This window comes from Streptomyces sp. NPDC028289 (assembly GCF_055565975.1).
This window is the reverse complement of sequence record NZ_JBVHTI010000004.1, coordinates 722,032-745,719: the sequence shown is the minus strand read 5'-3', so window position 1 is coordinate 745,719 and position 23,688 is coordinate 722,032. Positions and strand designations below refer to the sequence as shown.

Below are 23,688 nucleotides of genomic sequence, written 5' to 3'. Positions count from 1 at the left end.
GCCTCTCATACCGTCAGGACCGAGCAGGCGCTGATCCCGGGCGCCCCGTACACATGGGTGAAGCCCACCCGGGGAGCGCCCGGCACCTGCACACCGGGCGCCCGGCCCTGCAACTGCCGTACAACTTCGTGGAACTGCCGCAGACCCGAGGCGCCGACGGGCTCTCCGCCCGCCAGGCAGCCGCCGTCGGTGTTGACCGGTATCCGGCCCGTGGCCTCGGTCTCCCCGGCGGACAGCAGCTCCTCCTGCTCGCCGTGACCGCACAGCCCGGTCTCCGCCAGATGGATCAGCTCCGAGCCGCTGTCGGTGTCCTGCAACTGGGCGACCTGCACGTCCGCGGGCCGCACCCCTGCCGCGCGGAAGACCGCCTCCGCGGCGTCGACACTGGGGCTGCGGTGCGGTCCCGGCGGCAGCCAGGGCGAGAACACCTCGAAAGAACCGAATCGCCGGGTCCGGAAAGCCAACGACGCCAGCCTGACCGGTTGTTCACACAGGTCGAAGGCGCGGTCGCCGCGCGCCAGCACCAGCGCGGCCGCGCCCTGACCGGGGGAACAGAACATGTACCGGGTGAGCGGGGGACTGACCTCGGCGGAGTCGAGGATCTCCTGCTCGGTCAGTGGTTTGCGCCGCCACGCCAGCGGGTGGTCCGAGCCGTTGCGGAAGGCTCGCGCGGCGATCATCGCCAACGCCCGCTCCGAGATCCCGTGCTCGTACAGGTACCGCCGGGTCTTGAGGGCGAAGAACTGGGTCGTGAGCATCATGCCGGTCTCGGCGTACCAGTCACCCAGACCGTAGCGGGCCGCGGAGACATGGAACGCACCCCGCTCGTGCTTGTCGAACCCGACCGCCAGCCCCAGGGAGGCCTCGCCCGCGCGCAGCGCGTTGGCGACCGCAAGGACGGTGGAGGCACCGGTCGCGCAGCCGTTGTGCACATTGACGAAGGGCACGCCGGTCAGGCCCAGGCGGCCCACCAGCGTGTCGGGCTTGCCGGACACGTCGGAGCCGCCGGCCGCGTAGCCGATGTCCGCCCAGGCCACACCGGCGTCGGCCAGCGCCTCGCGTATCGCACGCTCGGCCATGTCCATGCCGGTGACGGTCTCGTCGCGGCCGAAGGGATGCATACCGCACCCGATCACGTACACCTCGTCGGTCCGCCTCATCGCTCCCCGTCCAGGTCAGGACGGAACGCGAAGGTCACGACCTCGGTTCCGTCCTCGTCCCGGTACGCGGGCACCGTGGTGAGCCGGACCGGCAGACCGATCCGTATCTCCGCGCGGGGAACCGCCAGCAGCGCCTCGACCAGCACCTCACCGAGGTCCACGTAGCCCACGTGGTACGGCCGGTGGCCGCCGGACGGCGGGCGGTACGGCGGCTTCGGCGCAAAGGCCTGGAGCGTCCACGACCACACGTGCCCGCTCACCGCCAGCACATGCGGGGACATGGCGCCGTCCGAACACTTGGGGCACGAGTCCTGCCGGGGGAAGACCACGGTGCCGCATCCGGAGCAGCGGGCGCCCGCGAGACGCGGTGGGTCCCCGTCGTCGAACAACACCTCGTCGATGACTCTGGTGGTCATGCCGTTCCGCCTTCCATGTCACCAGCCCAGCAGCCCGGCCAGCCGCTCCCGATGGTGTGCGGCGCCGCCCAGCAGGACGGCGTCGGACTGGGCGCGCCGGAAGTACAGGTGTGCGTCGTGCTCCCAGGTGAAGCCCATGCCGCCGTGCAGCTGCACGCACTCGGCGGCGACGGACACGAACGCCTCGCCGCACCACGCCTGTGCCACCGCCGCCGCCTCGGCCAGCGCCTCGGGCGAGCCGGCCCCCCGCACCGCGCGCACCACGGCCGACCGAGCGGCCTCGACCTGGAGCAGCATGTCGGCACAGGCGTGCTTGACCGCCTGGAAGCCGCCGATCGCCCGGCCGAACTGGGTACGGTCGCGCACGTGGGCCACCGTCATGTCCAACGCGGCCTGCGCTCCGCCCAGTTGCTCGGCGGCCAGAGCCACCAGGGCCACGTCCAGGGCGCGGGAGACGACGTCCGCCCCCTCGCCGCCGGCGGTCAGAGCCCGGGCCCGGGCACCGGAGAAGGCGACCACCGCCTGGCCCCGGCTGAGGTCCAGGGTCGGCACCCGGCGCACCGTGACCCCCGGCTCGCGCGGGTCGGCGAGGAAGAGGTCCACGCCGTCGGCGCCGGCCGCGGCCACCACCAGCGTTTCGGCGTCGGCGCCGTCGAGGACGAACGGCGCGGTGCCGTCGAGCAGCGGCACGCTGCCCTGCCAGGAGACGGCCACCGGCACGGCGTCGGACCGCCACGCTCCGTCGGGGGCCGCCACCGCCAGGGCGTGCACCGTGCCCTCGGCCAGTTCGGCCAGTGCCCTGTCGGCGGTGCCGCAGCCGGCCAGCACCTGCCCGGCCAGCACGGTGGAGGAGAGCAGCGGTACCGGCGCCAGCGTCCTGCCCAACTCCTCGCAGACCACGGCGATCTCGGCGAGCCCGCCGATGCCGCCGGCCGGCTCGGGCAGTCCGAGGGCCGCGAGGCCGACCTGCCGGCCGAGCGTGTCCCACAACCCGGCGTCGATGCCGGGGGCCTCCTCGGGCATCCGGCGTACCGCGGCGGTGCCGCCGGCGTCAGCGCACACCGACCGAACGGTCTCGCGCAGGTCGTCCAGTTCGGTGTCCGACAGGGCCGTGCCGTCTGTCACGGTGCTCGTCATCGTGCGCTCCCGCTCTCGCCGCGCCGCTCCCGCAGGGCGCTGTGCGCTGCCGCCATCCGGGCCACCGGCACGCGGTGCGCGGAACACGAGACGTAGTCGAGGCCCAGGTCGTCGCAGAACGCGATCGACTCCGCGTCACCGCCGTGCTCACCGCACACGCCCAGCTTGATGCCGGGTCGTACGCTCCGCGCCCGCTGTGCCGCCAGGGCGATGAGGGCACCCACGCCGTGCGGGTCGAGCCGGGCGAACGGGCTGGCGGCCAGGAACCCGCGCTCCTGGTAGGTGGCGAGCACCTGGCGCTCGACGTCGTCCCGGGAGAATCCGTAGGTGAGCTGCGTGAGGTCGTTGGTGCCGAAGGAGAAGAACTCGGCGTGCTCGGCGAGTTCACCGGCCAGCAGCGCGGCCCGCGGGGTCTCGATCATCGTGCCGAGCCGGTACGGGACATCCGCTCCGGTGCGGGCGGCGACCGCATCGGCGGCACCGCGCACGTACGCGGCCGCGGCGGCCAGCTCCTCCGGCAGGCTGACGAGCGGGATCATCACCTCCAGCTCCGGGCGGACTCCGGTGGCGGCGACATCGGCCCAGGCGGTGAAGAGCGCTTCGGCCTGCGCCGGGTAGAGCCGCTCGTGCAGCAGCGCCAGCCGCACTCCGCGCAGCCCGAGCATCGGGTTCGCCTCGCGCAGCGCGGCGGCCCGTTGCTCCTCGGCCGTGTCCAGGGCCTGTCCGGGGGCGGGCAGGAACTCGTGCAGCGGGGCGTCCAGCAGGCGCACGGTCACCGGGCGGTTGCCGACCGCCGCCAGCAGAGCCCTGAAGTCCTCGTGCTGGGCGTGCTCCAGCGCCGACAGCGCCTCCTCGCGGGCCGTCGGGTCGGCGGCCAGGATCACCCGGCGGATCAGCGGCAGCCGCTCGCCGAGGAACTGGTGTTCCGTACGGCACAGCCCGACGCCCTCCGCGCCCAGGGCGATGGCGGTGCTCACCTCCGCGGCCGTGTCGGCGTTGACCCGCACACCCAGCCGACGCATGCCGTCCGCCCACTCCAGCAGGGTGGACAGCTCGGGCGGTGGTCCGGCGACACTGACGCTCAGCGCCCCCGCGTAGACGGCGCCGGTGCGGCCGTCCAGAGAGACGGGGTCGCCCTCCCGCAGCACCCGGTCCCCGATCCGCACCGTCCCGGCGGCCCGGTCCACGCGCAGACCCTCGGCGCCGCACACCGCGGGCTTGCCGGCGCCCCGCGCCACCACGGCGGCGTGTGAGGCGATGCCGCCGCTGCCGGTCAGCACGGCGACGGAGGCCAGCATCCCGGGGACGTCCGCCGGGTTCGTCTCGGCAGCCACGAGCACGACCTGAGTACCGTCCGCGGCCAGTTCGAGGGCACGCTCACTGGACAGCACGACCGCTCCGGTCGCCGCCCCCGGAGATGCGGGCAGCCCCCTCACCAGGAGCTCCTCCCCACCGGTCAGCCGGAGCTGGGGGTGCAGCAGTTCCTGCACCTGCACGGGGGTGATGCGCCGTACGGCCTCCTCATGGCCGAGTGCCCCGTCCCGGGCCAGGTCCGCGGCCAGACACACCGACGCCCGAAGCGGTGGGCGCAGCTGCGCCGCAGCGGCGAGCAGGGAGATCTCGTCGTCGCGTACCTCGAAGTCGACGGACACCGGTGCCTGCAGATGGCGCTCCAGGGTGAGCAGGGAGTGCTCCAGCAGCGCGGTTCCCCCCGCGAGTCGCTCGAGCGGTTCACTGGTGTGGGGCGGCGGGGCGCTGCGGCGCACCCCGCGGAAGAAGGAGCCCTGGGGAGCGAGGCGCCCGGTCTCGGGGTGGCGGCTGACCGCCGTGCCGTAGCCCGAGTGGTCCGCCGGGCCGATGCGCAGCGCCTGCACGTGCAGGGCGACGGCGAGATCGGCGGGGAGCCGCTGGGCCCGGCGGGACCTTCTCGCACGCGGCGAGTCCCATCGGCCGAGGAGGGCGCGGGCGGCCAGCGCGAGCTGCTGCGCCGGGTCGTCGGGGAAGGGCCCGGAGCCGCGCTGCGCCACCAGCGCCAGCAGTGCTTCGACCCGTGCCCGCGGCTCGGGCGTGTCGAGGAGGGCGTCGTCGAGCACCGCACCGGGGACGTCGAGGGCGTACTCGGCGATCATCCGCACGGTGGCGGCCCACACCTCGTACAGCGCCTCTGTGCGTCCGATGACGGCGCACAGGTCGCCCGCATTGCCGGGAGTCACGCCGAGACAGGCCAGGTCGGGCGGCAGTCCGGCGATCTCGGTCGGCGCGCTCGCCGACAGGCGCAGCAACAGCGGCCGGGTCGCGTCGCCGATCCGCCGTCCCGAGAGCTGTTCGACCAGATCGACGGCGGATCCGGCGGTGTCGGGTTCGCACAGCGAGGCGGAGGCGCCGGTGGGCACGGTGAGGCCCGGCACGACCGGCAGCCCGAGGGCCACCAGCCGGTCCATCGCCGCACCGTGCGCGCCCAGTTCAGCCGCGTCGAGGCCCCGGATCCGTCCCTGCCCGTAGGGCACCAGGCTCCGGCCAGGGGTCTGGGACGGTGTGCGGGGAGCCTCGGACTGTGCGAGCGGGCCCGCTTCGCGGTCGGTGACGCTCAACCCCGGCTCCTTGTGACCAGCTCTTCTTCGCGGGCCTCGTCCTGGGCCCGGCTGATGCCCAGCACCAGCAGCAGTTCCTGGTGCAACCGCATCCACACGGTGTGGTACGAGTCGCACAGCGGCGACGCCAGCCACTCCAGTGCGCCGTCGTCGAAGCGGTCCAGGGCTTCCTCCAGGGCCGTGAGGTACCGTCCGCTGCCCGCGAGCACCCGTTCCAGCCTCCGCAGCACAGGCTGGATGGCCTCGTGCACGTCCTCCAGCGACTCGCGCACCTCGGCGTCGTAACCGCTGTCGGAGTGGTCGTTGGCGGTGCCGTCGGGGCGGCACTGCCAGGCCGTGCACACGTCGCGGATCTTCCGGTTGACCGGCAGGAAGGCCTCGTACGCCGCGGTGATCCGCTCCTCCTGCTCGGATCCCGAGGCAACCCGCAGGATCCGCGAGGCGGCGGTCTTGGCCCGCTCGGTCGGCAGCACCACCGGACCCTTCACCATCGCCAGCCCCGCGTCGACCAGAGGGCGGTGCTCGGACTCGGGCCGGCCGCGCCACATGCCACGCAGAACGAGGTCGACGACGGCTTCGGTGAGGCTCTCGTCGGGAGCGTCCGGAAGGTCCACGGCAGCAGATTGCATCGCCACACCTTTTCCCCGGTTCAGTGGTGACCGGTTCCTCGGTTCTGTGTTGCCCGGAGGTTACGCTCCGGGCGGGGCGTTAGTGAAGAGGGATTCAAGAAACGCTTTCGGGTTCCCTGGCCCCGGCCCCACTGTCGCCCGCCTTCGGGCGGCCGCGGGCGCCGAGGAACGACGCCATGCGGTCCTGTGCCTCCCCGCCGTCCGCCAGCAAGGCGATCAACCGCGCCTCTTCGGCGAGGTGACGGCGCAGCTCTTCCCCGGTGCCGGCGCGCAGCAGGCCCTTCGCGGCGTGCAGCGCACCGCCGGCGCCGGCGGCCAGACCGGCGGCGGTCCGGTGCGCCGCGTCGTCCAGTTCCTCCTCGTCCACGGACCGGGAGACCAGGCCCAACCGTTCGGCGTCGTCGCCGGTCAGGACCCGGTTGGTGAGGATCAGGTCCGCCGCCAGGCGGGGACCCGCCAGGCGCGGCAGGAACCACGAGGCCCCGCAGTCCGGCGTGAGCCCGATCGCCGTGTACGCCAGCCGGAAGCGCGCGGACCGCGCCGCCAGGACGATGTCACCCACCAGGGCGAGACCGATCCCGCCGCCCGCGGCCGCGCCGCGCACGGCGGTGACCACGGGCACCGGCAGGTCGTGCAGGGTCTGTATCGCGGCGTGTGCGGCGGTTGCCACGGCGTGCACATAGGCACCGGTCTCCGTGCCGCGACCGGCGAAGGCCCGCAGGTCACCGCCCACGCAGAAGCTGCCGCCCGCCGCCCGCAGCAGGACCGCGCCGCCCGGGTCCGCCGCCACCTCGGCGGTCGTGTCCCGCAGTGCCCGCGCGGTCGTGAGGTCCAGGGCGTTGCCCCGCCCGGGATCGTCCAGCCTCACCTCGACGACACCGTCGGGGTGGCGCACGATCCGGACCGGATCGGCGTTCGCGGGGAGGCTCATGGCTTTCTCCTGTCGTCTTCCCGTCACCGGGTGCCTCTCGGCAAGATACTGAAGAAGCTATACAGTTTCTAGGACGCGACGGGCGCCGATGCCCGTATGCCTGTCGGCGGGAGGTCCCGTGCCCATCCAGTTCGATGTCGATCCGCCCGTTGCCCAACTCGCGGCGTCCACCGCCGAGTTCGTACGCGAAGTGGTGATCCCGGCCGAGCGCGAGTGCGGCGGGTCCGTGCACGACGCTCCCGAGGCCCTGCGGGAAGCCCTGCAGAAGGGTGCGCGTGACGCGGGTGTCTTCGCTCCTCATGTGCCGAGGCAGTGGGGCGGGCACGGGCTCGACCTGCGCGGGCAGGCGGTGGTGTTCGAAGCCGCGGGCTACTCGTTGCTCGGACCACTGGCGCTGAACTGCGCGGCCCCGGACGAGGGCAACATGCATCTGCTGGAGAAGGTGGCCACCGAAGAGCAGAAGCAGAAGTATCTGCGTCCGCTCGCCGCGGGTGAGGCACGGTCCTGCTTCGCCATGACCGAACCGGCTCCCGGGGCGGGTGCCGATCCACGCTCCCTGCGGACCACCGCGACCCGGGTTCCCGGTGGCTGGCGCATCGACGGCCACAAGTGGTTCATCACCGGAGCCGACGGCGCCGGCTTCGCCATCGTCATGGCCCGTACCTCCGGCAGTCCCGGCGACCCGGGCGGTGCCACCATGTTCCTGGTCGACGCCGGCACTCCCGGCATGCGCATCGTCCGGACCATCGAGACCTTGGACGAGTCGCTCTTCGCGGGGCACAGCGAGATCGTCTTCGAGGAGTGCGTGGTGGGGGAGGAGCAGGTGCTCGGCGCGGTGGACCGCGGTTTCGACGGCGCCCAGGTCCGGCTCGGTCCCGCCCGGCTGACCCACTGCATGCGCTGGCTGGGAGCCGCTCGCCGTGCCCAGGACGTCGCATTGGAGAGGGCGGGCAGCCGGACCGCGTTCGGCTCGGTGCTGGGAGACCTCGGCATGGTCCAGCAGATGCTGGCCGACTCCGAGATCGACATTGAGGCGAGCCGCGCGCTGATCCTCCGTACCGCCTGGGAGTTGGACACCGGCTCCACCGCCGCCTCGCAACTCACCTCCGTGTCCAAGACCTTCGTGGCGGAGGCGGTGAACCGGGTGGTCGACCGGGCGGTGCAGATCTGCGGAGCGCTCGGCATCTCGTCAGCCGACGCCCCGCTGGCCCGTCTGCTCAGGGAGGTGCGGCCGTTCCGGATCTACGACGGCCCTTCCGAGACGCACCGTTTCGCCATTGCACGCCGCGCCGTGCGGCCCTACCGACAGCCGCGAACCGGGGCGGCCGACGGCTCATGACGGCGTCGCCGTGGGAGGCGTTCGGTGCCCGTCTCGCCCGAGATCCGTGGGGTCAGGCCATGTCCCGCCGCGCAGCCCGGACGTGCACCGCGCGGTTCTGTGCACCGGACGGGCGGTCGACTGCTCGCGACTACGTCGTCGACTGGAATCCGGAGATTGGGGAAGGGGGACAAATGATCCGAACGGGTCGTTCGGGTCGCCGTGCCAGGGCGTCGTCGACGACCCGGACGGTGGCGACCTGGGGTGTGGAGCGGCGGATGGCGTGGAAGGCGTCCCGGCCGCGGCCCACGTGGGGAAGCAGAAGATGCAGGCCGACTCCTCGGACGACTGCATCGGCGTACCGGCCGGTGGTGATCCCGCCGTCGGAGCGGCCACCCGGCTTGTCGAGGATCAGGCCCTGGTGTTCCCAGGTGGTGAGGCCGTCCGAGCGCAGGACTCCCTGGCCGCGCCACTCGTCGACGATCGTCCGACGGCGGCCGCCAAGTTCGAAGACGTTCGGGCCCTCGTGCGGGCGGTGGCTGACCGCGAGACCGATGGGCTGCCACTGGTAGAGGTCAGGGCTGTCGGCGGCCGTGGTGAGCGAGCCGTGCGACGGCCCTCTCGCGGTCTGTGCGGCGAGGGTGTGCCGAGTGGTGTGCCCTGCTGCTCAGCCGGACCTCGCCGTGGGGGTGGATGTGCATCCTGTACGGAAAAAAGTCGGGCACGTTCAGCTGTGTGCGCCGGGAATGACCGACTCTCACCTGGGACAGACGGAACACCACCAGCCCAGTGGGACCGGACACCGGTTCCCAAGATCGAGGCACGTCGGAACGGAACGGTGACTACGCTGGCTGCGGCGGTTCACAGGCTTGGGGGGCGTCGGATGGATCCCGCAGTCATCGGCACACGCCTTGCTTCGAGCGTGGTTGCTCCGCTGGTGAAGAAGCTGCTCGTGAAGGAGGAACCGGGCGCCGGGCTGGTCGACAGGCCCGTGCGGCTGTCGGCCCTCGTCTCCTTCCGTGGCGAGAAGCGGTCCTTGACGGAGAAGGACGTGCGTGTGCTCGCCGCCCGCCTGGTCCGGGAGGCAGTGGAGTCGCCGGGAGAGGCGCCCTTCCCTCCGGATGAGGAGGCGGCTGTCACAGATGCGCTGACGGCCAAGTTGCTTGTGCTGGGCGAGCTCGACATGGATGACGTGCAGGCGGTACGGCTCGGCTACCGGGAGCTGGCGCGCAAGCTTCACCACGGGGCTCCCACCCGGGACCTGTCCGTCGACGCCTCACTGTTCCTGGACTCCCTCACCGAGTGGGCCTGCGTCCACATCATCAACTTCTTCACGCAGCGCTCGACCTTTGTGGCCCGCACGCTTGTGGAGCAGAGCCGTGATCAGTCTGAGGTCATCGCGAAACTGGACGAGCTGATCACCCGGAATCCACGGCCGGACGCCCGTGACGCGGCCTTCGAGCGACGCTTGCTCTCCTACCTCACCAAGAAACACGGCCGGTTGCAGATCTACGGCATCGACCTGATCAACTCACCAGGCAAGTGGCCGCTGGACGTTGCGTACCTGCGTCTGGAGGCCACGTCGCCCGTGGAGGCGTACGAGGACTTCCTGCGTCGCCGCCCGCGGTTCCAGCAGGGTCATCAGCCCGCTGACGAGGCCCTCGCCGACCACGACCGCGTCCTTCTGCGCGGCGAGGCCGGATCAGGGAAAACCACGCTCATCCAGTGGCTGGCCGTCTCCGCCGCACGCCAGGACCGCGACGACCGGATGGCGTATCTTGCCGGCCTGATCCCCTTCGTTCTCCCACTGCGCACCCTGACCCGCCACGGTGGTCGCCTCCCCGCCCCCAAGGATTTCCTTGCCGCTGTGGGCGCGCCCCTGGCCGGTGAGGAGCCGCCCGGCTGGCAGTCCCGGGTCCTCGCGGCCGGACGCGGACTCCTTCTCATCGACGGCATCGACGAAGTCCCGGAGAGCGAGCGAGCACATGCACACGGCTGGCTCGGCGATCTGGCCGAGGCGTACCCGGGCAATCGCTGGCTGGTGACTTCCCGCCCGTCCGCCGTGGCCGAGGAGTGGCTGGCGGACGAGGAGTTCGTCGAACTGAGGCTGGCGCCGATGCGCCCTGCGGATGTCCAGTCGTTCGTCGGACGTTGGCATATGGCCGCGCGCACGGGAGCGTCCGAGGAAGACGAGGCTCTCGCCTCGTACGAGACTCAACTCCTGCACGCCATCCGGACCAAACCCGATCTGGGGCGACTCGCCACCAACCCGCTGATGTGCGGCCTGATCTGCGCCCTGCACCGGGACCGCCATGGCTTCCTGCCGATCGGCCGCAAGGAGCTGTACCAGGCCGCGCTCAGCATGCTCCTCACTCGCCGTGACCGCGAGCGCGGGGTGGCGGGGGCCGAGCTTCGGGAGGAACCGCAGCTCCAGATCCTCCAGCGGCTCGCGTACTGGTTGATCAAGGACGGCCGAACGGAGATGACCCGCGACCGTGCTCTCACCGAGATCGGCAAGGCACTGCCCGCCCTGCCCGAGATGGCTGCTCTGGGCGAGCCCGAGAACGTTCTTACCCGCCTGCTCAATCGCAGCGGCCTGCTGCGCGCCCCGACCCCTGAGACCATCGACTTCTGCCACCGCACTTTCCAGGATTTCCTGGGAGCGCGGGCCCTCCTGGACGAGGGCACGTTCGGGATGGTCCGCAAGCATGCTGCCGACGACCAGTGGGAGGACGTCATCCGCATGGCGGTGGCGCAGGGGCGTCCTCGCGATCGGGCGGACATCCTGCGGGAGCTGTTGCACGACGGGTCGGCCCGGGCCGTAGTGCTCGCCGCATCCTGCGTCGAACAGGCTACGGAACTGGACCCGGCTGTACGGGCCGAACTCGAACGCGGCATGTCCGCGCTGGTTCCGCCGCGTACACCCGAAGCGGTGAGTGAACTCACCTCGGTGGGACCGCTCGCCCTCGACTTCCTACCGGGGCCGGAGGAACTGGCCGGCACGTGGCCCGCATCGGACAGCGACGAGTATGCCCAGCTGTGCGTCAGAACGGCGTCCCTTATCGGAACCGACGAGGCGATTGCATACCTGGCTGGCTTCAGAAACCACCCATCCCAGAGGGTGCGAAGTCAACTAGCCCTGTTCTGGCACCGGTTCGCAATAGAGGCCTACGGCAGGGAGGTCATCGCCGACCTCCCGTACGACGACCTCTACCTGATAGCTCACTCCGTGGCGGAACTCCGTGCCCTACGGGAACTGGGCGGCCGCCCGTGGATCAGGCTGGTGGGCGATTTCAAGGCCATAAGCCTCCTCGTCTACCTGGATCCGGGCCAGCTCGCCCGCCTCGACCTGCGCGGCACCGTCGACGACATGTCGGTGCTGGGCAGATTCCCGCTCTTGGAAGTCTTCTCGATCTCCGAGTGCCCTGAGTACACCTCGCTGGCGAGTCTGCAGGAACTCCCCATGCTGCATCGGTTGGGGCTGTCGGCACGGCACGCCTCCTACGCCGCCAGATCGGGTCTGCGTCTTCCCCGGATCCGCCATCTCGACCTCCACGGCGCGGAAGCCGAAGCCGTGCTGGAGCCGCTCCCGCAGGCTTTCCCCTCGGTGGAAGCCCTGAGTCTGTCCGTCGGCCCGGGGCCGGGCCACCGCATGGCTCGTGCCAGCCTCCGCGCCCTTTTCCCTCACGCGTCGATAAGAGTGGCCGATTAGGTCACCACCGGGATCGTTGGCACCGGACCAGCCTTGACGCCGGTGCAGGCTGGGCTCAGCGCGCACATGTCGAAGGGCGCCTCGTGCCGCTGCCGGGTGTGACCGCAGCACAAGCCGGTGGTCACATTCGGGCGCACGGCCAGGAAGGCTGCGGCGTGTCGCCATACCATAGGAACGTGCAGGTGAGAGGCGTATGTGGCCGGACGCCATAGTTTTGGGCGGAGAGGCGCGCGTGCCCACCATGGAGGCGTCACCGAGGCCCGGCGACTGCTGCGTCGTGTGCTCCGCCGGTGAAACAGTGGACGTCGGCAGCCTGACGGCGGGCCAAGGGCCGAGTGCGCCGTACCGGCGGGCGAACCGGTGAGGGGAAAGGCCGTCCGTTTATGCTGCGCCTGGCATCTCGTCGGCGCCTCGTCAAACCGCATCCGCCGGACGCGCGTCCTGAAAGAACAGCTGTTTTCCGCGAAAGGAATGCGAGAGATGGGCAAGAGCGACAACATCGTGGTGATCCGGGACGCGCAGGTGGTGGCGGCGGCACTGCGCGAGGCGCTCGCCGGCGCCTCGGCCGAGACTCGCGCGGGCCTGGAACATGCGGTCACCATCGCCGAATCCGCCGCTGCGGTCCCCGAGAGCCGGCTGCGTGGCGACTGGGTCCGCGCCCGGCTGGCCGATGTCGGCTTCTCGGGAGACCTCACCTCCGCCGCGGCGGTGAAGGCGCTGCGGCAGGCCGAGCCCGGGCTGAGCCTGTTGGCGGCGGTGCAGTTGCGGAACGACGCGGTGGACCATCCCGCGTGACGCAGCGCGGCCCCCACGGACGTCTCCGGTCCCTCCCCGCCGACGTGTTGCCGTCGCGGGGCGCCGGTGACGGCCCGCGGCAGGAGCGTGCTCGGCTGGGCCGCGCCCTGCCGTGAATGCTGGTTCTGCCGGCCTGACGAGCCGTGGCTGCGCATCGCGGTCGAGGGCGTCGTCAGTCCGCCCGGCGGGCAGTTCCATGGAACCGCAATGGCCACCGAGCTCCGGGGGGTGCAGTCCACAAGGTCCGGAAGCGCTGCTGGGATTGGTCCTGTCCGTTGAGTGAAAGCGCAGTCCTTCACCTCCGGTTGGCGACCATGCGCAGCGTGGGTTCGTTGCGCAGCCTTGTGAAGGCGGTGAGCAGAGCGGCAGCTTGAACGAGGGCGCAGGCCACTATGACGTTGCCGAGGTGCGGTGGCGGGGTGAGCGCCACGAGGATGCCCGCCGCGGGAAAGGGCAGCAGCAGGAGGAGCATCGTCAGTGAGAGCGTGGCACCGAGTGCTGTGGTGGGGATGATCAGCGAGCGGACCGTGCGCAACACGACCGTGAGGCCACCGTCTCCCGCCATGAAGATCGATATCAGGACGGTGTAGGCAGCGAAGGACGGAGCCTGGGTAATGGCGAGACACGCGGCGGAGGCGAGCGTCGCGGACACCACGCCCACTCCCCAGAGGTCGAGGCGGCTCAGCGCGAGTCGGCAGCACGTGATGGCCAGAAGGGTCGCCACGGCGGCGGCGGACCACATGACGCCGACATCGGCGGAAGAGCGCCCGAGAGTCTTCACCACGATCACAGGGCTGGCGGACTGGAGCAGTCCGAGGGCGAGGTTCGAGCAGGCCAGCCCGGCCACCAGCCAGCCCAGAGCGGGCAGCTTCCGCAGCGTACGCAGGCCCAGGCGCAGCGCGCTGTCACTTCCCGTGGCATCGGCACGCGCGGCGCGGAGCGGAGTCGGCGGAGTCTGCAGACCGAGGACGGCGGCGATCAAGGACACTGCGCTCAGGCACCCGAGCATCCATCCCGGTCCGGCCAGGAGAAGGAAGCCGGCCAGCAGCGGACCGATGACCGTGGCGGTCTGGTCGATGCCGACGAGGACTGCCTGGACCCCATGAGGCCGCGCCTGGTCCCGCCGGGTGACGATCGCTCCGACCGCCTCGTTGGCAACGAAACCGAACTGGGAGAGCGTGCCGGTGACGGCAGCCAGGGCCAACACGACCGCGGTCTCGGCGGTGCCCCGTGGAAGCATGAGAAGGGCGACTGCCGAGGCTGCCACCACCGTGGCCCGGGCGAGAGAGGCGATGAAGCAGACGATCGCCGCACCCCGGCGGTCCACCGCGTTGCCGGCGGGGACGAACGCCGCGAGCCGCGGAGTCCACTCCAACGCGAACGCCAGGCCTGTCAAGGACGAAGAACCGGTAATCGTCAGAACCAGGAGCGGCATGGCGTACGTCGCCATGGAAAACGCTATCGCGTCACTCGCGCGCGGAGCATAGATTCGCCGGAAGAGACTGCCGGACGGAACGGCGGCATGCCGACCGACAGGCCGGTCCTCGTGCACGGTGATGGCCACGAAAGAGGGAGGCTTTCGATAGATGTATCGGGGGGGGGGGGGGAGGGCGAGGAGAGATCCCGGTCACCTGCGTGGAAATGCGTGTGCGGAAATAGACCAGGCTGCGGCAGGTTCTCGTGACGGTTGTTCAAGCCAGTCCGCAGTAGCCCGAGTTGCATCCGCGCCCATCATGGGACGCGCGAAGGGCACCTGGCCTCCGCTCTGAGAAGAGAAGGGGAACTGGCGTGCAGGCAGCTGCAGTTGACGGCTGAACTATACCGCTCCCAGGGCGATGTGGCGTATACGGCGCGGGAGTCCCCGGTGGAAAGCGTTATGCCCTTCTCCGCCCTGAAAGGTCCCGCCTTCAAGATATGGGGCGCGGAGATCTGCAGACATCGGAAATCCGCCAGGGCGAAACACCGTGACCGGTCGGATCGGCCCTCTCGGCTGACGGAACCGGAGCCATGCGTGATCCGCCGCTGCCCGGTGCCGCCGGCCCGGCCGACGTCGCGGACGAGGTCCATCTGTCTCGAAGCAGGTTCCCGAGGTGCAGGCCATGACCGACCGGCGTCTGCGGAACCGGGCATCCAGTCGGCCGGACACGTCACCCGGCTCGGCCACCGCCCGCACCGCGCGGACGGCGGTCTCGGCCTCGACGGCACAGACGGGTGGCGCCCGGCCTTCACCACGCTCGCCGGGGCAGACGCGGTTTCCCGTGGCCGGGTTCCGGTGACGGAGGCTGAACCGCTGAGGGCGGGACCGGCTTGGTCCAGTCAGGATCGGCCCACCGTTCCGGCTGCTGTGGATCCGGCAGGTCCGGGCGGTACCCGGGGTCCCGTTCGCGGCGCAGTCGCACGCTGCTGTGCAGTACGGCGTCTTCGGGCAGGGGGCGGGTGCGCCGGCCGACGAGCATCCACAACGGGCCGTTGTGGTGCACGGGAGCAGCGGCGAACTCCTCGGTGACCGCGCACGTCGTGTCGTACGCCTTGTCTCGGAACACCAGGTTCCCCGTGACCCCGTCGACGATCCACTTCAGCGGGATCGTGGAGAGCAGAGGCGCGCCCTCGGCGTGCTCGAAGGTACCGCCGACATCGCAGTGCACTCCGGCGAACCACACCTCCTCGGCGGTGTCCGGACGCTCCGGGCGGCGTGTCACCAGGAACTCGCGGTAGGGGCGGCGGGTCTCGTCGAGTGACACGGCGTGCCGGATGCGGGCCGCGTTCGGCAACTGGTGGGTGTACGGCCATTGCAGGGTGCCCAGGCGCAGGAGCCCGGCCGCCTTCACGGTGTCCCACACGCCGAGGTACGCCACGGGCAGGGCGTGGTGTGAGACCTGCCGTCGGTTGTTCTGCTTGACCTCCTCCCACAGCGGTTCGCCGTCGGTGCGTCGGCAGAACGTGTGCGAGAACCTGGCAACCTCCTGTTCGCTCCTGTCGATGTCCTGGTTGAAGGCGTACTTCGCCACTGCGTACGGCACGAGGTTCTCCGAGCCGGGACGCATGAGGCCGGGCTTGTTGAGCATGCCGACGAGCGCGCGGGCGGTGTAGGCGCCGCGGCTGAAGCCGAAGACGTACACCAGGTCGCCTGGATGCCACTGGCGCATGAGGTATGTGTAGGCCTCGGCGAGGTTGGTCCGCAGTCCGCTGCCGAAGGCGAGCCCCCAGAGGCGGGAGAGGCGACGGCCGACCGGGCCGCGGGCGGAGGGCGACGACATGGTCCCCACGCCGGGGTCGTAGTAGACGAGTTGCCGGGTCGGATCGTCCGCGTCCAGCATCTCCGTCAGCCGGACCACATTGGTGGGGTTGTTCGCGCCCACCTGACAGCCCGTGCCGTCGAGGCAGACGACGATCGCGCGGGGCATGTCAGTGCTCGGCTCTAGCCCTGGACACGGTTGCCGCGCCGTGTCGCGCCGGCCGCGAGCGGACCGGCGGCGGTGTGCCGGCCAGGAGGTATCTGCCGGGCGAAGGCCTGCATGGCCACGTCGCTGTCGGCCGGCAGTACCGCCATCAGGCTGTGTTCCTGGGCCTCCGCGATCGATGGCGCGGCCTCACTGCCCTCGGGGACGAAGGTCAGCCGGACCGACCCGTCGCCCGAGCCGCGACGGTCCACCGGAGCGACGGCTCCATGGGTGCCGTCGGGCAGTGTCACCCACAGCTGGAAGTCGTCGTACCGGACGAAGTCCGCGCCTTTCACCGGCCAGGGGTAGTGGTGCTCGCCGGGCACCGTGGGGAGGATGCCCTGGTGGTTTCCGTGGCTGAGAGGCACGCACGAGTTGAACAGCGAGTCGGTCCACGCCTCGACCCCGTCGGCGTCCTTGACCGGCGTGCGCAGCAGGTCCTCGGCCTGTTCGTAGCCCAGTTGTGCCAGGGCGGGCAGCGTGAGGGGGAAGGCGGCGATCAGTTCGGCGGCCTCCTGGCGGAGCCGGTCGACCTTCGCGGGGTCCGCGCAGAACTGCATGCTCCACTCGATGCCGACCCGGGCACGGAACATCAGCCAGCGGTCGGCTCCCTTGACCCAGAGGCTGCCGCCGTGGTGCATCTCCCAGCGCTCCGAGCTCTTCGGCCCCGGCCCCGGATCGACGGGTCGGGGACCGTAGGGAAGGTCGGCGTCGTTCATCTGGTGGAGGATCTTGTGCGCCGTGTTCTTTGCGGCACGGAAGTGCGCTGATTCGAACCGCTTCGGGTGTTCGACGAGGCGGATGTGCCACGGATGGTTCTCCGATTCGACGCCACCGGGCTGGAGTTCGGGTTGTGCCATGGCTGGCCTCCTCGGCCCGGCCCCACGGATTGCTCCCCGGCTCGCGAGGCGAACCCCCCTTGTCCCGTCTGCCGAGCCACGTGCGCGGCAGCCACTTGAGACCGCTTCGGGCGCCCTGGCAACGGCAACTCTGCCAGCCTACTGCGGCTTGCGCCCGGCGTCGAAGCGATCAACAGCCCGGGCAGCCTTGTTGACCAGCGCCGACGACAGCGGAGCGGGGCATGGGCAGAACTCGGGAATTTCGGCCTAACGCCGAGTTGAGGGAGATCGGTCCCGCGTATCGGTCCCGCGTAGCGATCGAGTCGAGCATGCGGAAGCAGGCCTCCCGGGGCACGTGGCTGTCGCCGAGGAGATGAAGTCCCAGCTGCCCCAAGGCAGTTGGGATGCCAGGTGGTCGCTGCGGCCGTCGGGGCGGCGTATCGCGTCCTCGCAGTCGACGGCTTCCCGCATTGCCCGGTGCGGGGGGAGTCCTCCGCGGAACGCAGTGCCCGTGTGGTCCGGCGCGCCGAGCGAGGTGACGAGACCGCGCTGAGCGCACTGGCCCGGCTCGCGGAGTGCGTCGGGGCCGGCCGCGCCGGAAACGCGGCGCTGTTCGACCCCGACGTGATAGTCCGCGGCGGGTGCTGCATCGCGGTGGCCCGCTGGATCATGGATCCCGTCCGTACCGCGCTCGCGGCCGGGCTCCTCGCGTCCCCGAGCCGGGAACGGGCGAGCCGGCTCTCTTCGGCCTGGGATGCGCCGCCGCGGCCCGGGACGGCGCCACGCACATCATCGGCTGCATGATCAGCGGCCCCCACGTTCTGCTCGTCCCGGAGGGGCTGACGCTGACACGTCGCACCCACCGGCTCACGTTGCGCTACACCGGTGTCGGCCCGCGTACACCGCCTCAGGAGCTCCGCGTCTTGCCCGTGCCGCAGGTCGGGGGCACGCTGGTGGCATGAGCGTTCATGAGCCCACGCTCATCATGTCGGTGCAGCGCGCCTTCCGTCTGCTGGAGGCGGTGAGCGCACACGAGAACGGTGCGCCCGCGAAGCAGCTTGCACGCGAGACGGGCCTGCCCCTGGCCACCGCGTACCACCTGCTGCGGACGATGGTCCATGACGGCTACCTGCGGAAGCTGGCCGACGGCGGCTTCGTCCTCGGTGACAAGGTGGGGAGCCTGCATACCACGGGCCACAGCCAGGCACTGCTCAGCCGGGTCCGGCCGACGCTCGCCGCGCTGCGGGACGAGCTGGGCACCGCCACCTACCTCACGTTCTACGAGGGCGGCGAGATCAGTGTCGCCGAGATCGTCGACGGCCCCCGCACGCCCCGGGTCGACCTCTGGGTGGGGTTCGAGGACGCCGGGCACGCCACCGCGCTGGGCAAGTCCGTCCTGCGCGAACTGGACGATGACGCCCGCCGTGACTACCTCTCCCGGCACGACCTCGCCGACCTGACCCCCCGGACCATCACCACCCTCCCGGAGCTGCTTCGCAACCTTGACGCCTCGCCCATGGCGCCGGCCGTCACGGACCTCGAGGAGTACGCACTGGGCACGGTGTGCGTCGCCGTGCCCATCTACCGCGGTGACGTCCTCGGCTCGCTCGGCGTCTCCCTCCCGGCGGAGCGGCTCTCCCGTCTCCCCGAGGTCAGGGCCCGGCTGATCCCGATCGCGGACCGCGTGACCCGGGGCCTCTCGCTCACTATCTGAAATCCCTCGCCTTGTGGCCCGCCGACCGTACCCCTTTTCCTGGATGAAACGGATAAGTCGGGCTTAAGACCCGCCTGGGTGAGGATTACGGACGGATACATGAGGCAGGCGCGAGACCATGGTGGCAACCACTGGCCGTTGCGGCCGCTCAGGAGACCAGTGGCCGGCCCTGGAGCACCGGCCCCCAGGCGGGCCGCCTCACAGCTGGCCGCCGGAATGCCCGTGGTGCCGGTTCTGATCGTCTCCGGCATCGCGCTCTTCGACCTCCTCGGCGGGTCAGGGATGTTCTGGCTGCCGCTGCTGGCGGCCGGCCCGGCGCTGGCCGCCAGCACCAACGGCCCCCGAGGCGTCCTGTGCGTGGGGTTCCTCGCCGCGGTGCTCGGCGCGACGCTGGGTGTCAGGGAGGCGGGTCCGGGGCACGAGCTGGCGGCCGTGCTCTCGGCACTGCTGGCCGTCACCCTCGCGAGCGCCCTGGCCAGCGCACTGCGCGGGCGCCGGGAACGGGTGCTCGCCGCCGTCCGCTCGGTCGCGGAGGCCGCCCAGCACGCCGTTCTCAAGCCCATCCCGGAGACCGTCGGCCCGTTCCGGGTGGCGGTCCGCTACAGCGCGGCGGCGGCGGAGGCCCGCATCGGCGGTGATCTCTACGCCCTGGTGCCCACCCCGCACGGGGTCAGGCTGATCGTCGGCGACGTACGCGGCAAGGGGCTGCCGGCCGTGGAGATCGCGGCACTCGTCCTGGGCGTCTTCCGCGAGGCCGCCTACGACGAGCCCGATCTCCTCGCCGTCGTCGGCAGGATCGAGCGGAGCCTGGCGCGCAACCTCGGCCCCGACGACTTCGTCACCGCGATCGTCGTGGGACACCCGCGTGCCGGACAGCTCGAGGTGGTCAACTGCGGACACGCGCCTCCGCTGCTGATACCCGCGTCAGGGGGCGTGACCGCGGTCGAGGCCACCCGCCCGGCTCCGCCGCTCGGTCTGCAGGTCCTCGTCGACGAGCCCCCCTGCCTGGAGATCCTGCCCTTCGCCGAGGGCGACCAGCTGCTGCTCTACACGGACGGGGTCATCGAGGCCCGCGACCGGGCCCGTGAGTTCTACCCGCTGGCCGAAAGGCTGGCCCATCACGTGTCCGGCGAGCCGGAGCACACCCTCTCCGCGGTCCACGACGAACTGCTGGCACATGTGGGCGGCCGGCTGCACGACGACGCCGCACTGCTCCTGCTGTGCATGCAGGGCATGGCGGAACCGGTCCCGTCCGCATCGCAGGCACGGGGAACGGCCGTCACGGAACCGGAGGGGCGTGACGGCCACGAGTTCCTCCCCGTGGTGTCGCGCACCCGGTCCGCCGGCGGACCGGACAGGGGAAGGCGGCCGGCCGCCGTGTTCTCGGCGGGACCCGGCCGCTGACGGGAGGGGCGCCCGGATCGGCACCCGCCCTCTCACACCGCGACGAGATCGGCCCACCGGGTCACCGCGCCCGGACGCGTCTCGATGCCGTACCGGGTCGCCAGCGCGTGGACGATCTCCTCGCCCCGGCCGTGCTCGTCCGGGTCTATGCCCGCGGGCGGCTGACCGGCGGGACCCGCGTCGGTGACCTCGATGCGCAGGGTGCCGAGTCCGGCGTCGCGCATCCAGGACAGCCGCAGCACCGCCGGGGGCAGTGCGTGGACGATCGCGTTGGTCAGCAGTTCCGATACCACCAGCAGTGCGTCCTCGATGACGTCCGGGGACACCTTCCAGGCGGCCAGGACTGCGCCGGTCCGCCGACGTACCTCCGAAACGGCACCGGCGACGGGCGGCATTGGGAAGACGTACTCGCTTGCTTCCCGCACCCGCGTGTTGAGCTGTACCGCCATCTCGTGTCTCCAGGGGTCAGTGCCACAGGCCCTGCATCACGCACCTCGGCACGTTGCCAGGCCTCAAAGCACGCTAAAGAGACACACCGGGTCGGGTCAATGAACGTAGGTCGGCATTACCGAACGCCACCCCTCACTCCGGTGCCCCGCCGGCCCTGCGCACGCACGGCAGACCTTCCGAGACGGTAATAAGCTCGCTTCATGACCGGTCCGGTCCAGTCGATCGAACGGGCGGCCGCGATTCTGCGCCTGCTCGCCGGTGGGCCTCGCCGACTCGGCCTCGGGGAGGTGGCGGCCTCCCTCGGGCTGGCCAAGGGAACCGCCCACGGCATTCTGCGCACCCTCCAGCACGTGGATTTCGTGGAGCAGGACGCGACGACCGGCAAGTACCAGCTCGGGGCCGCCCTGCTGCATCTCGGCACGAGTTACCTCGACGTCAACGAGTTGCGGTCCCGGTCCATCAACTGGGCCGACGCCCTGGCCGCCCGCAGCGGTGAGGCGGTGCGCCTGGGCACCCCCCTGGAGGGCATGGTCCTGGTCGTCCACCACGTGTTCCGGCCGGACGACACCCTCCAGACCCTGGACGTGGGCGCGCTGCTGCCCCTGCACGCCTCCTCGCTGGGCAAGGTACTGCTGGCCTACGGGACCGCGACCCTCGACTCCGCCGTGGAGTCGGGGCTGGACGCGTACACCCGGCACACCCTGGTCACCCAGGAGCAGCTCACCCGGGCGCTCGCCGAGGTCCGGGAAGCGGGCTGGGCCGTCGAGGTGCAGGAGATGAGCATGGGCGAGGCGGGGCTCGCCGTGCCGATCCGGGGGCACGGCGGTCTCGTCGTGGGCGCCATCGGGCTGTCCGGCCCCGTCGAGCGGATCTGTGACAGCCAGGGCCGCCCCCGACCCAACCTGATCACACTGATCCGGGAGGCCGCGCGAGCGATCTCCCGAGACCTGGGAGCCGCCCGCTGGTAAGCCCCCTCGCCCCCTCGACGCCCACTCCGCGACCCATCGGAAGGCGGACCCGATCATGGTGGAACGCTATGTGATGTCCATCGATCAGGGCACCAATTCCACGCGATGCATCCTGTTCGACCGGGGCGGGCGGCTGGTGTCGGTCGCGCAGCGGGAGCACCAGCAGCACTTCCCGCGGCCGGGCTGGGTCGAGCACGACGCCGTCGAGATCTGGCAGAACCTGCGGCGGGTGATGACCGAGGTCCTCGCGGGCGGCGGTACGGCCGTGGACCCGGGCCAGGTCGCCGCCATCGGCCTGGCCAACCAGCGGGAGACGACGGTGCTCTGGGACCGGCGCACGGGCACCCCGCTGGGCCGGGCGCTGGTCTGGCAGGACACCCGCACGGCGCCGCTGGTCGAGGAACTCAGAGTCCGCCCCGGAGAGGAGTTCTTCCTCGACCGGTGCGGCCTGCCGCCCTCCACCTACTTCTCCGCGCTGCGCATCCGCTGGCTGTTCGACCACGTCAAAGGCCTGGAACAGCGGGCCAAGGACGGCGAGGTGCTGTTCGGCACGATGGAGAGCTGGCTGATCTGGAACCTCACCGGCGGCGCCGACGGCGGTCTGCACATCACCGACGCCACCAACGCCAGCCGCACCATGCTGATGAACATCCGCACGCTCACCTGGGACGAGGAACTCCTGGAGTTCTTCGGCGTCCCCCGTCCGATGCTGCCCGAGATCCGGTCCTCCGCGGAGACCTACGGCGAGGCCCGCGCGCAGCTTCCCGGCGTTCCCATCACGGCCGCCCTCGGCGACCAGCAGGCGGCGCTCTTCGGCCAGACCTGCTTCGCCCCGGGCGAGGCCAAGTGCACGTACGGAACGGGCAGCTTTCTGCTGCTCAACACCGGTACCGATGTCGTACGGTCCCGGCACGGACTGCTCACGACGGTCGCCTACAAGATCGGGGACCGGCAGCCGGTCTACGCCCTGGAAGGGTCGATAGCCGTCACCGGCGCGCTGGTCCAGTGGTTCCGCGACCGGCTGGGACTGATCAACAGCGCGCCGGAGATCGAAACACTGGCGCGGACCGTCGAGGACAACGGCGGCTGCTACATCGTCCCCGCCTTCTCCGGCCTCTTCGCGCCCCGCTGGCGCAGCGACGCGCGCGGCGTCATCGTCGGCCTCACCTCCTACATCACCAGCGGGCACCTGGCCCGGGCCGTCCTGGAGGCCACCGGCTGGCAGACGCGTGAGGTCGTCGACGCCATGAACGCCGACTCCGCCGTGTCCCTCAAGGAGCTGAAGGTGGACGGGGGCATGACGGCGGACAACCTGCTCATGCAGTTCGTCGCCGACGTGCTCGACGTGCCCGTCGTACGGCCCATGGTCTCCGAGACGGTCTCCCTGGGGGCGGGCTACGCCGCCGGGCTCGCCGCGGGGTACTGGCCGGACCTCGAGGTCCTGCGCCGCAACTGGCACCCGGCCGCCCGGTGGCTGCCGGGAATGGACCCCGGCCACCGGGAGTCGGAGTACGACAACTGGCAGCGGGCCGTCGAACGGTCGCTGGGCTGGATCAGGCAGCCCGGGTCCCCCTGAGAGTCTCCCTTTCCGTTATCTGTTTTCCGTCACCCGGTTTCCGCGCCTTCTTTCCGTGTCCTTTCCGCTTCCCTTCGGTCTTATGTTGGCGCGGTGGTGGCCGGTCGGGGCGGCCTCTAACGTTCTTTCACGGGCGCTTTCTTGCCGGAGAAGCGAGCGAAGAGTGAAGGGGGAACATGTCCGTTTTTCCGTCCAGTGAATTGGCCGTGAAGGTCTTCAGCAGTCTGTTCACCGTATTGCTGGAGGACGACGATTTCGTGGCGCGGGCCCGGCAGGAGGGGCTGTCCGTCCGGCTCGTCCACACGAAGCCCGACTGCGAGATCCTCGTGTCCCCGCAGCACGGTGTCCGCGTCGGCGCGGAGCAGGCGGGACCCGCGGCGATCACCCTCCGGATGTCCTGCGACACGGCGCACGCGCTGTGGATGGGGCGGCTGCTGGTGCCCGTCGCCATCGCCACGGGCCGGCTCCGGATCCGCGGCCGGGTCGCCAAGGTACTGGAGCTGGTGCCCATGCTGCGGCCCGCGTTCGACCGGTACCCCGACATCGCGGCGGCCGCCGGCGTGGGCGCGTGAACCGTCGTGGGGCGACCTGTCCCGAACACCGAACCG

At 71.1% G+C, this 23,688-nt stretch carries 19 protein-coding genes; 9 read left to right on the top strand and 10 right to left on the bottom strand.

The window, feature by feature from the left end:
- Positions 1-5: 5 nt before the first annotated feature.
- The 6 genes from ACZ4UV_RS23385 to ACZ4UV_RS23360 form a co-directional block, all read right to left on the bottom strand.
- Positions 6-1,160: a thiolase family protein gene (locus ACZ4UV_RS23385; protein WP_451020436.1), complete on the bottom strand. Its 1,155-nt coding sequence runs from the start codon at positions 1,158-1,160 to the stop codon at positions 6-8.
- Positions 1,157-1,576 carry a Zn-ribbon domain-containing OB-fold protein gene (locus tag ACZ4UV_RS23380; protein WP_351487984.1) on the bottom strand — a complete coding sequence of 140 codons (420 nt, stop codon included), beginning with the start codon at positions 1,574-1,576 and terminating at the stop codon, positions 1,157-1,159. Before ACZ4UV_RS23380 ends, ACZ4UV_RS23385 begins: the two co-directional genes overlap by 4 nt.
- A gap of 18 nt (positions 1,577-1,594) precedes the next feature.
- The gene (locus tag ACZ4UV_RS23375) at positions 1,595-2,713 is read right to left on the bottom strand and encodes an acyl-CoA dehydrogenase family protein (RefSeq protein ID WP_351487982.1); all 1,119 of its coding nucleotides are present in this window, start codon (positions 2,711-2,713) and stop codon (positions 1,595-1,597) included.
- On the bottom strand, positions 2,710-5,304 hold the full coding sequence (locus ACZ4UV_RS23370; protein ID WP_451020435.1) for a putative PEP-binding protein: 2,595 nt from the start codon (positions 5,302-5,304) through the stop codon (positions 2,710-2,712). The genes ACZ4UV_RS23375 and ACZ4UV_RS23370 overlap by 4 nt, the downstream gene beginning before the upstream one ends.
- Entirely contained in the window at positions 5,301-5,933 is a 633-nt protein-coding gene (locus ACZ4UV_RS23365) for a hypothetical protein (protein WP_351487976.1), read from the bottom strand. The genes ACZ4UV_RS23370 and ACZ4UV_RS23365 overlap by 4 nt, the downstream gene beginning before the upstream one ends.
- 94 nt (positions 5,934-6,027) lie before the next feature.
- Positions 6,028-6,864, bottom strand: coding sequence for an enoyl-CoA hydratase/isomerase family protein (locus ACZ4UV_RS23360; RefSeq protein ID WP_451020433.1), 837 nt, complete (start codon positions 6,862-6,864; stop codon positions 6,028-6,030).
- A 118-nt stretch (positions 6,865-6,982) separates the two neighbouring features.
- Between ACZ4UV_RS23360 and ACZ4UV_RS23355 the strand changes: the two genes are divergently transcribed.
- The 3 genes from ACZ4UV_RS23355 to ACZ4UV_RS23345 all read left to right on the top strand — a co-directional run bounded on the left by ACZ4UV_RS23355 (position 6,983) and on the right by ACZ4UV_RS23345 (position 12,689).
- Positions 6,983-8,203, top strand: coding sequence for an acyl-CoA dehydrogenase family protein (locus ACZ4UV_RS23355; protein WP_467840341.1), 1,221 nt, complete (start codon positions 6,983-6,985; stop codon positions 8,201-8,203).
- A gap of 862 nt (positions 8,204-9,065) precedes the next feature.
- Positions 9,066-11,894, top strand: a complete 2,829-nt coding sequence (locus tag ACZ4UV_RS23350; protein ID WP_467840339.1) for an NACHT domain-containing protein — start codon at positions 9,066-9,068, stop codon at positions 11,892-11,894.
- A gap of 480 nt (positions 11,895-12,374) precedes the next feature.
- The gene (locus tag ACZ4UV_RS23345) at positions 12,375-12,689 is read left to right on the top strand and encodes a hypothetical protein (RefSeq protein WP_467840336.1); all 315 of its coding nucleotides are present in this window, start codon (positions 12,375-12,377) and stop codon (positions 12,687-12,689) included.
- A gap of 295 nt (positions 12,690-12,984) precedes the next feature.
- Here the strand turns inward: ACZ4UV_RS23345 and ACZ4UV_RS23340 are convergent, their stop codons facing one another.
- The 3 genes from ACZ4UV_RS23340 to ACZ4UV_RS23330 form a co-directional block, all read right to left on the bottom strand.
- Positions 12,985-14,253 (bottom strand): MFS transporter, encoded by a 1,269-nt coding sequence (locus ACZ4UV_RS23340; protein WP_467840333.1) that lies wholly within the window; start codon positions 14,251-14,253, stop codon positions 12,985-12,987.
- 661 nt (positions 14,254-14,914) lie between these two features.
- The gene (locus tag ACZ4UV_RS23335) at positions 14,915-16,093 is read right to left on the bottom strand and encodes a DUF2235 domain-containing protein (RefSeq protein ID WP_451021032.1); all 1,179 of its coding nucleotides are present in this window, start codon (positions 16,091-16,093) and stop codon (positions 14,915-14,917) included.
- Between the two features lie 14 nt (positions 16,094-16,107).
- Positions 16,108-17,019: a DUF6424 family protein gene (locus ACZ4UV_RS23330; RefSeq protein ID WP_451021035.1), complete on the bottom strand. Its 912-nt coding sequence runs from the start codon at positions 17,017-17,019 to the stop codon at positions 16,108-16,110.
- A gap of 360 nt (positions 17,020-17,379) precedes the next feature.
- Here ACZ4UV_RS23330 and ACZ4UV_RS23325 point away from each other — a divergent pair, with 360 nt between their 5' ends.
- From ACZ4UV_RS23325 to ACZ4UV_RS23315, 3 genes are all read left to right on the top strand, one after another.
- On the top strand, positions 17,380-17,772 hold the full coding sequence (locus ACZ4UV_RS23325) for an ROK family protein (RefSeq protein ID WP_467840329.1): 393 nt from the start codon (positions 17,380-17,382) through the stop codon (positions 17,770-17,772).
- Positions 17,773-17,926: 154 nt separating this feature from the next.
- On the top strand, positions 17,927-18,682 hold the full coding sequence (locus tag ACZ4UV_RS23320) for an IclR family transcriptional regulator (protein WP_451021030.1): 756 nt from the start codon (positions 17,927-17,929) through the stop codon (positions 18,680-18,682).
- A 99-nt stretch (positions 18,683-18,781) separates the two neighbouring features.
- Positions 18,782-20,086, top strand: coding sequence for a PP2C family protein-serine/threonine phosphatase (locus ACZ4UV_RS23315; RefSeq protein WP_451021029.1), 1,305 nt, complete (start codon positions 18,782-18,784; stop codon positions 20,084-20,086).
- A gap of 32 nt (positions 20,087-20,118) precedes the next feature.
- Here the strand turns inward: ACZ4UV_RS23315 and ACZ4UV_RS23310 are convergent, their stop codons facing one another.
- Complete coding sequence (locus tag ACZ4UV_RS23310; protein ID WP_390039534.1) at positions 20,119-20,535, bottom strand: ATP-binding protein; 417 nt, start codon at positions 20,533-20,535, stop codon at positions 20,119-20,121.
- A gap of 201 nt (positions 20,536-20,736) precedes the next feature.
- On the opposite strand from ACZ4UV_RS23310, the gene ACZ4UV_RS23305 reads away from it, so the two are divergent.
- The 3 genes from ACZ4UV_RS23305 (at position 20,737) to ACZ4UV_RS23295 (ending at position 23,652) form a co-directional block, all read left to right on the top strand.
- A complete protein-coding gene (locus ACZ4UV_RS23305; RefSeq protein ID WP_351487952.1) occupies positions 20,737-21,504 on the top strand; it encodes an IclR family transcriptional regulator in 768 nt (255 codons plus the stop codon).
- 55 nt (positions 21,505-21,559) lie between these two features.
- Complete coding sequence (gene glpK / locus ACZ4UV_RS23300) at positions 21,560-23,080, top strand: glycerol kinase GlpK (protein ID WP_451021028.1); 1,521 nt, start codon at positions 21,560-21,562, stop codon at positions 23,078-23,080.
- 176 nt (positions 23,081-23,256) lie between these two features.
- On the top strand, positions 23,257-23,652 hold the full coding sequence (locus tag ACZ4UV_RS23295; RefSeq protein ID WP_390039530.1) for a hypothetical protein: 396 nt from the start codon (positions 23,257-23,259) through the stop codon (positions 23,650-23,652).
- Positions 23,653-23,688: the final 36 nt, after the last annotated feature.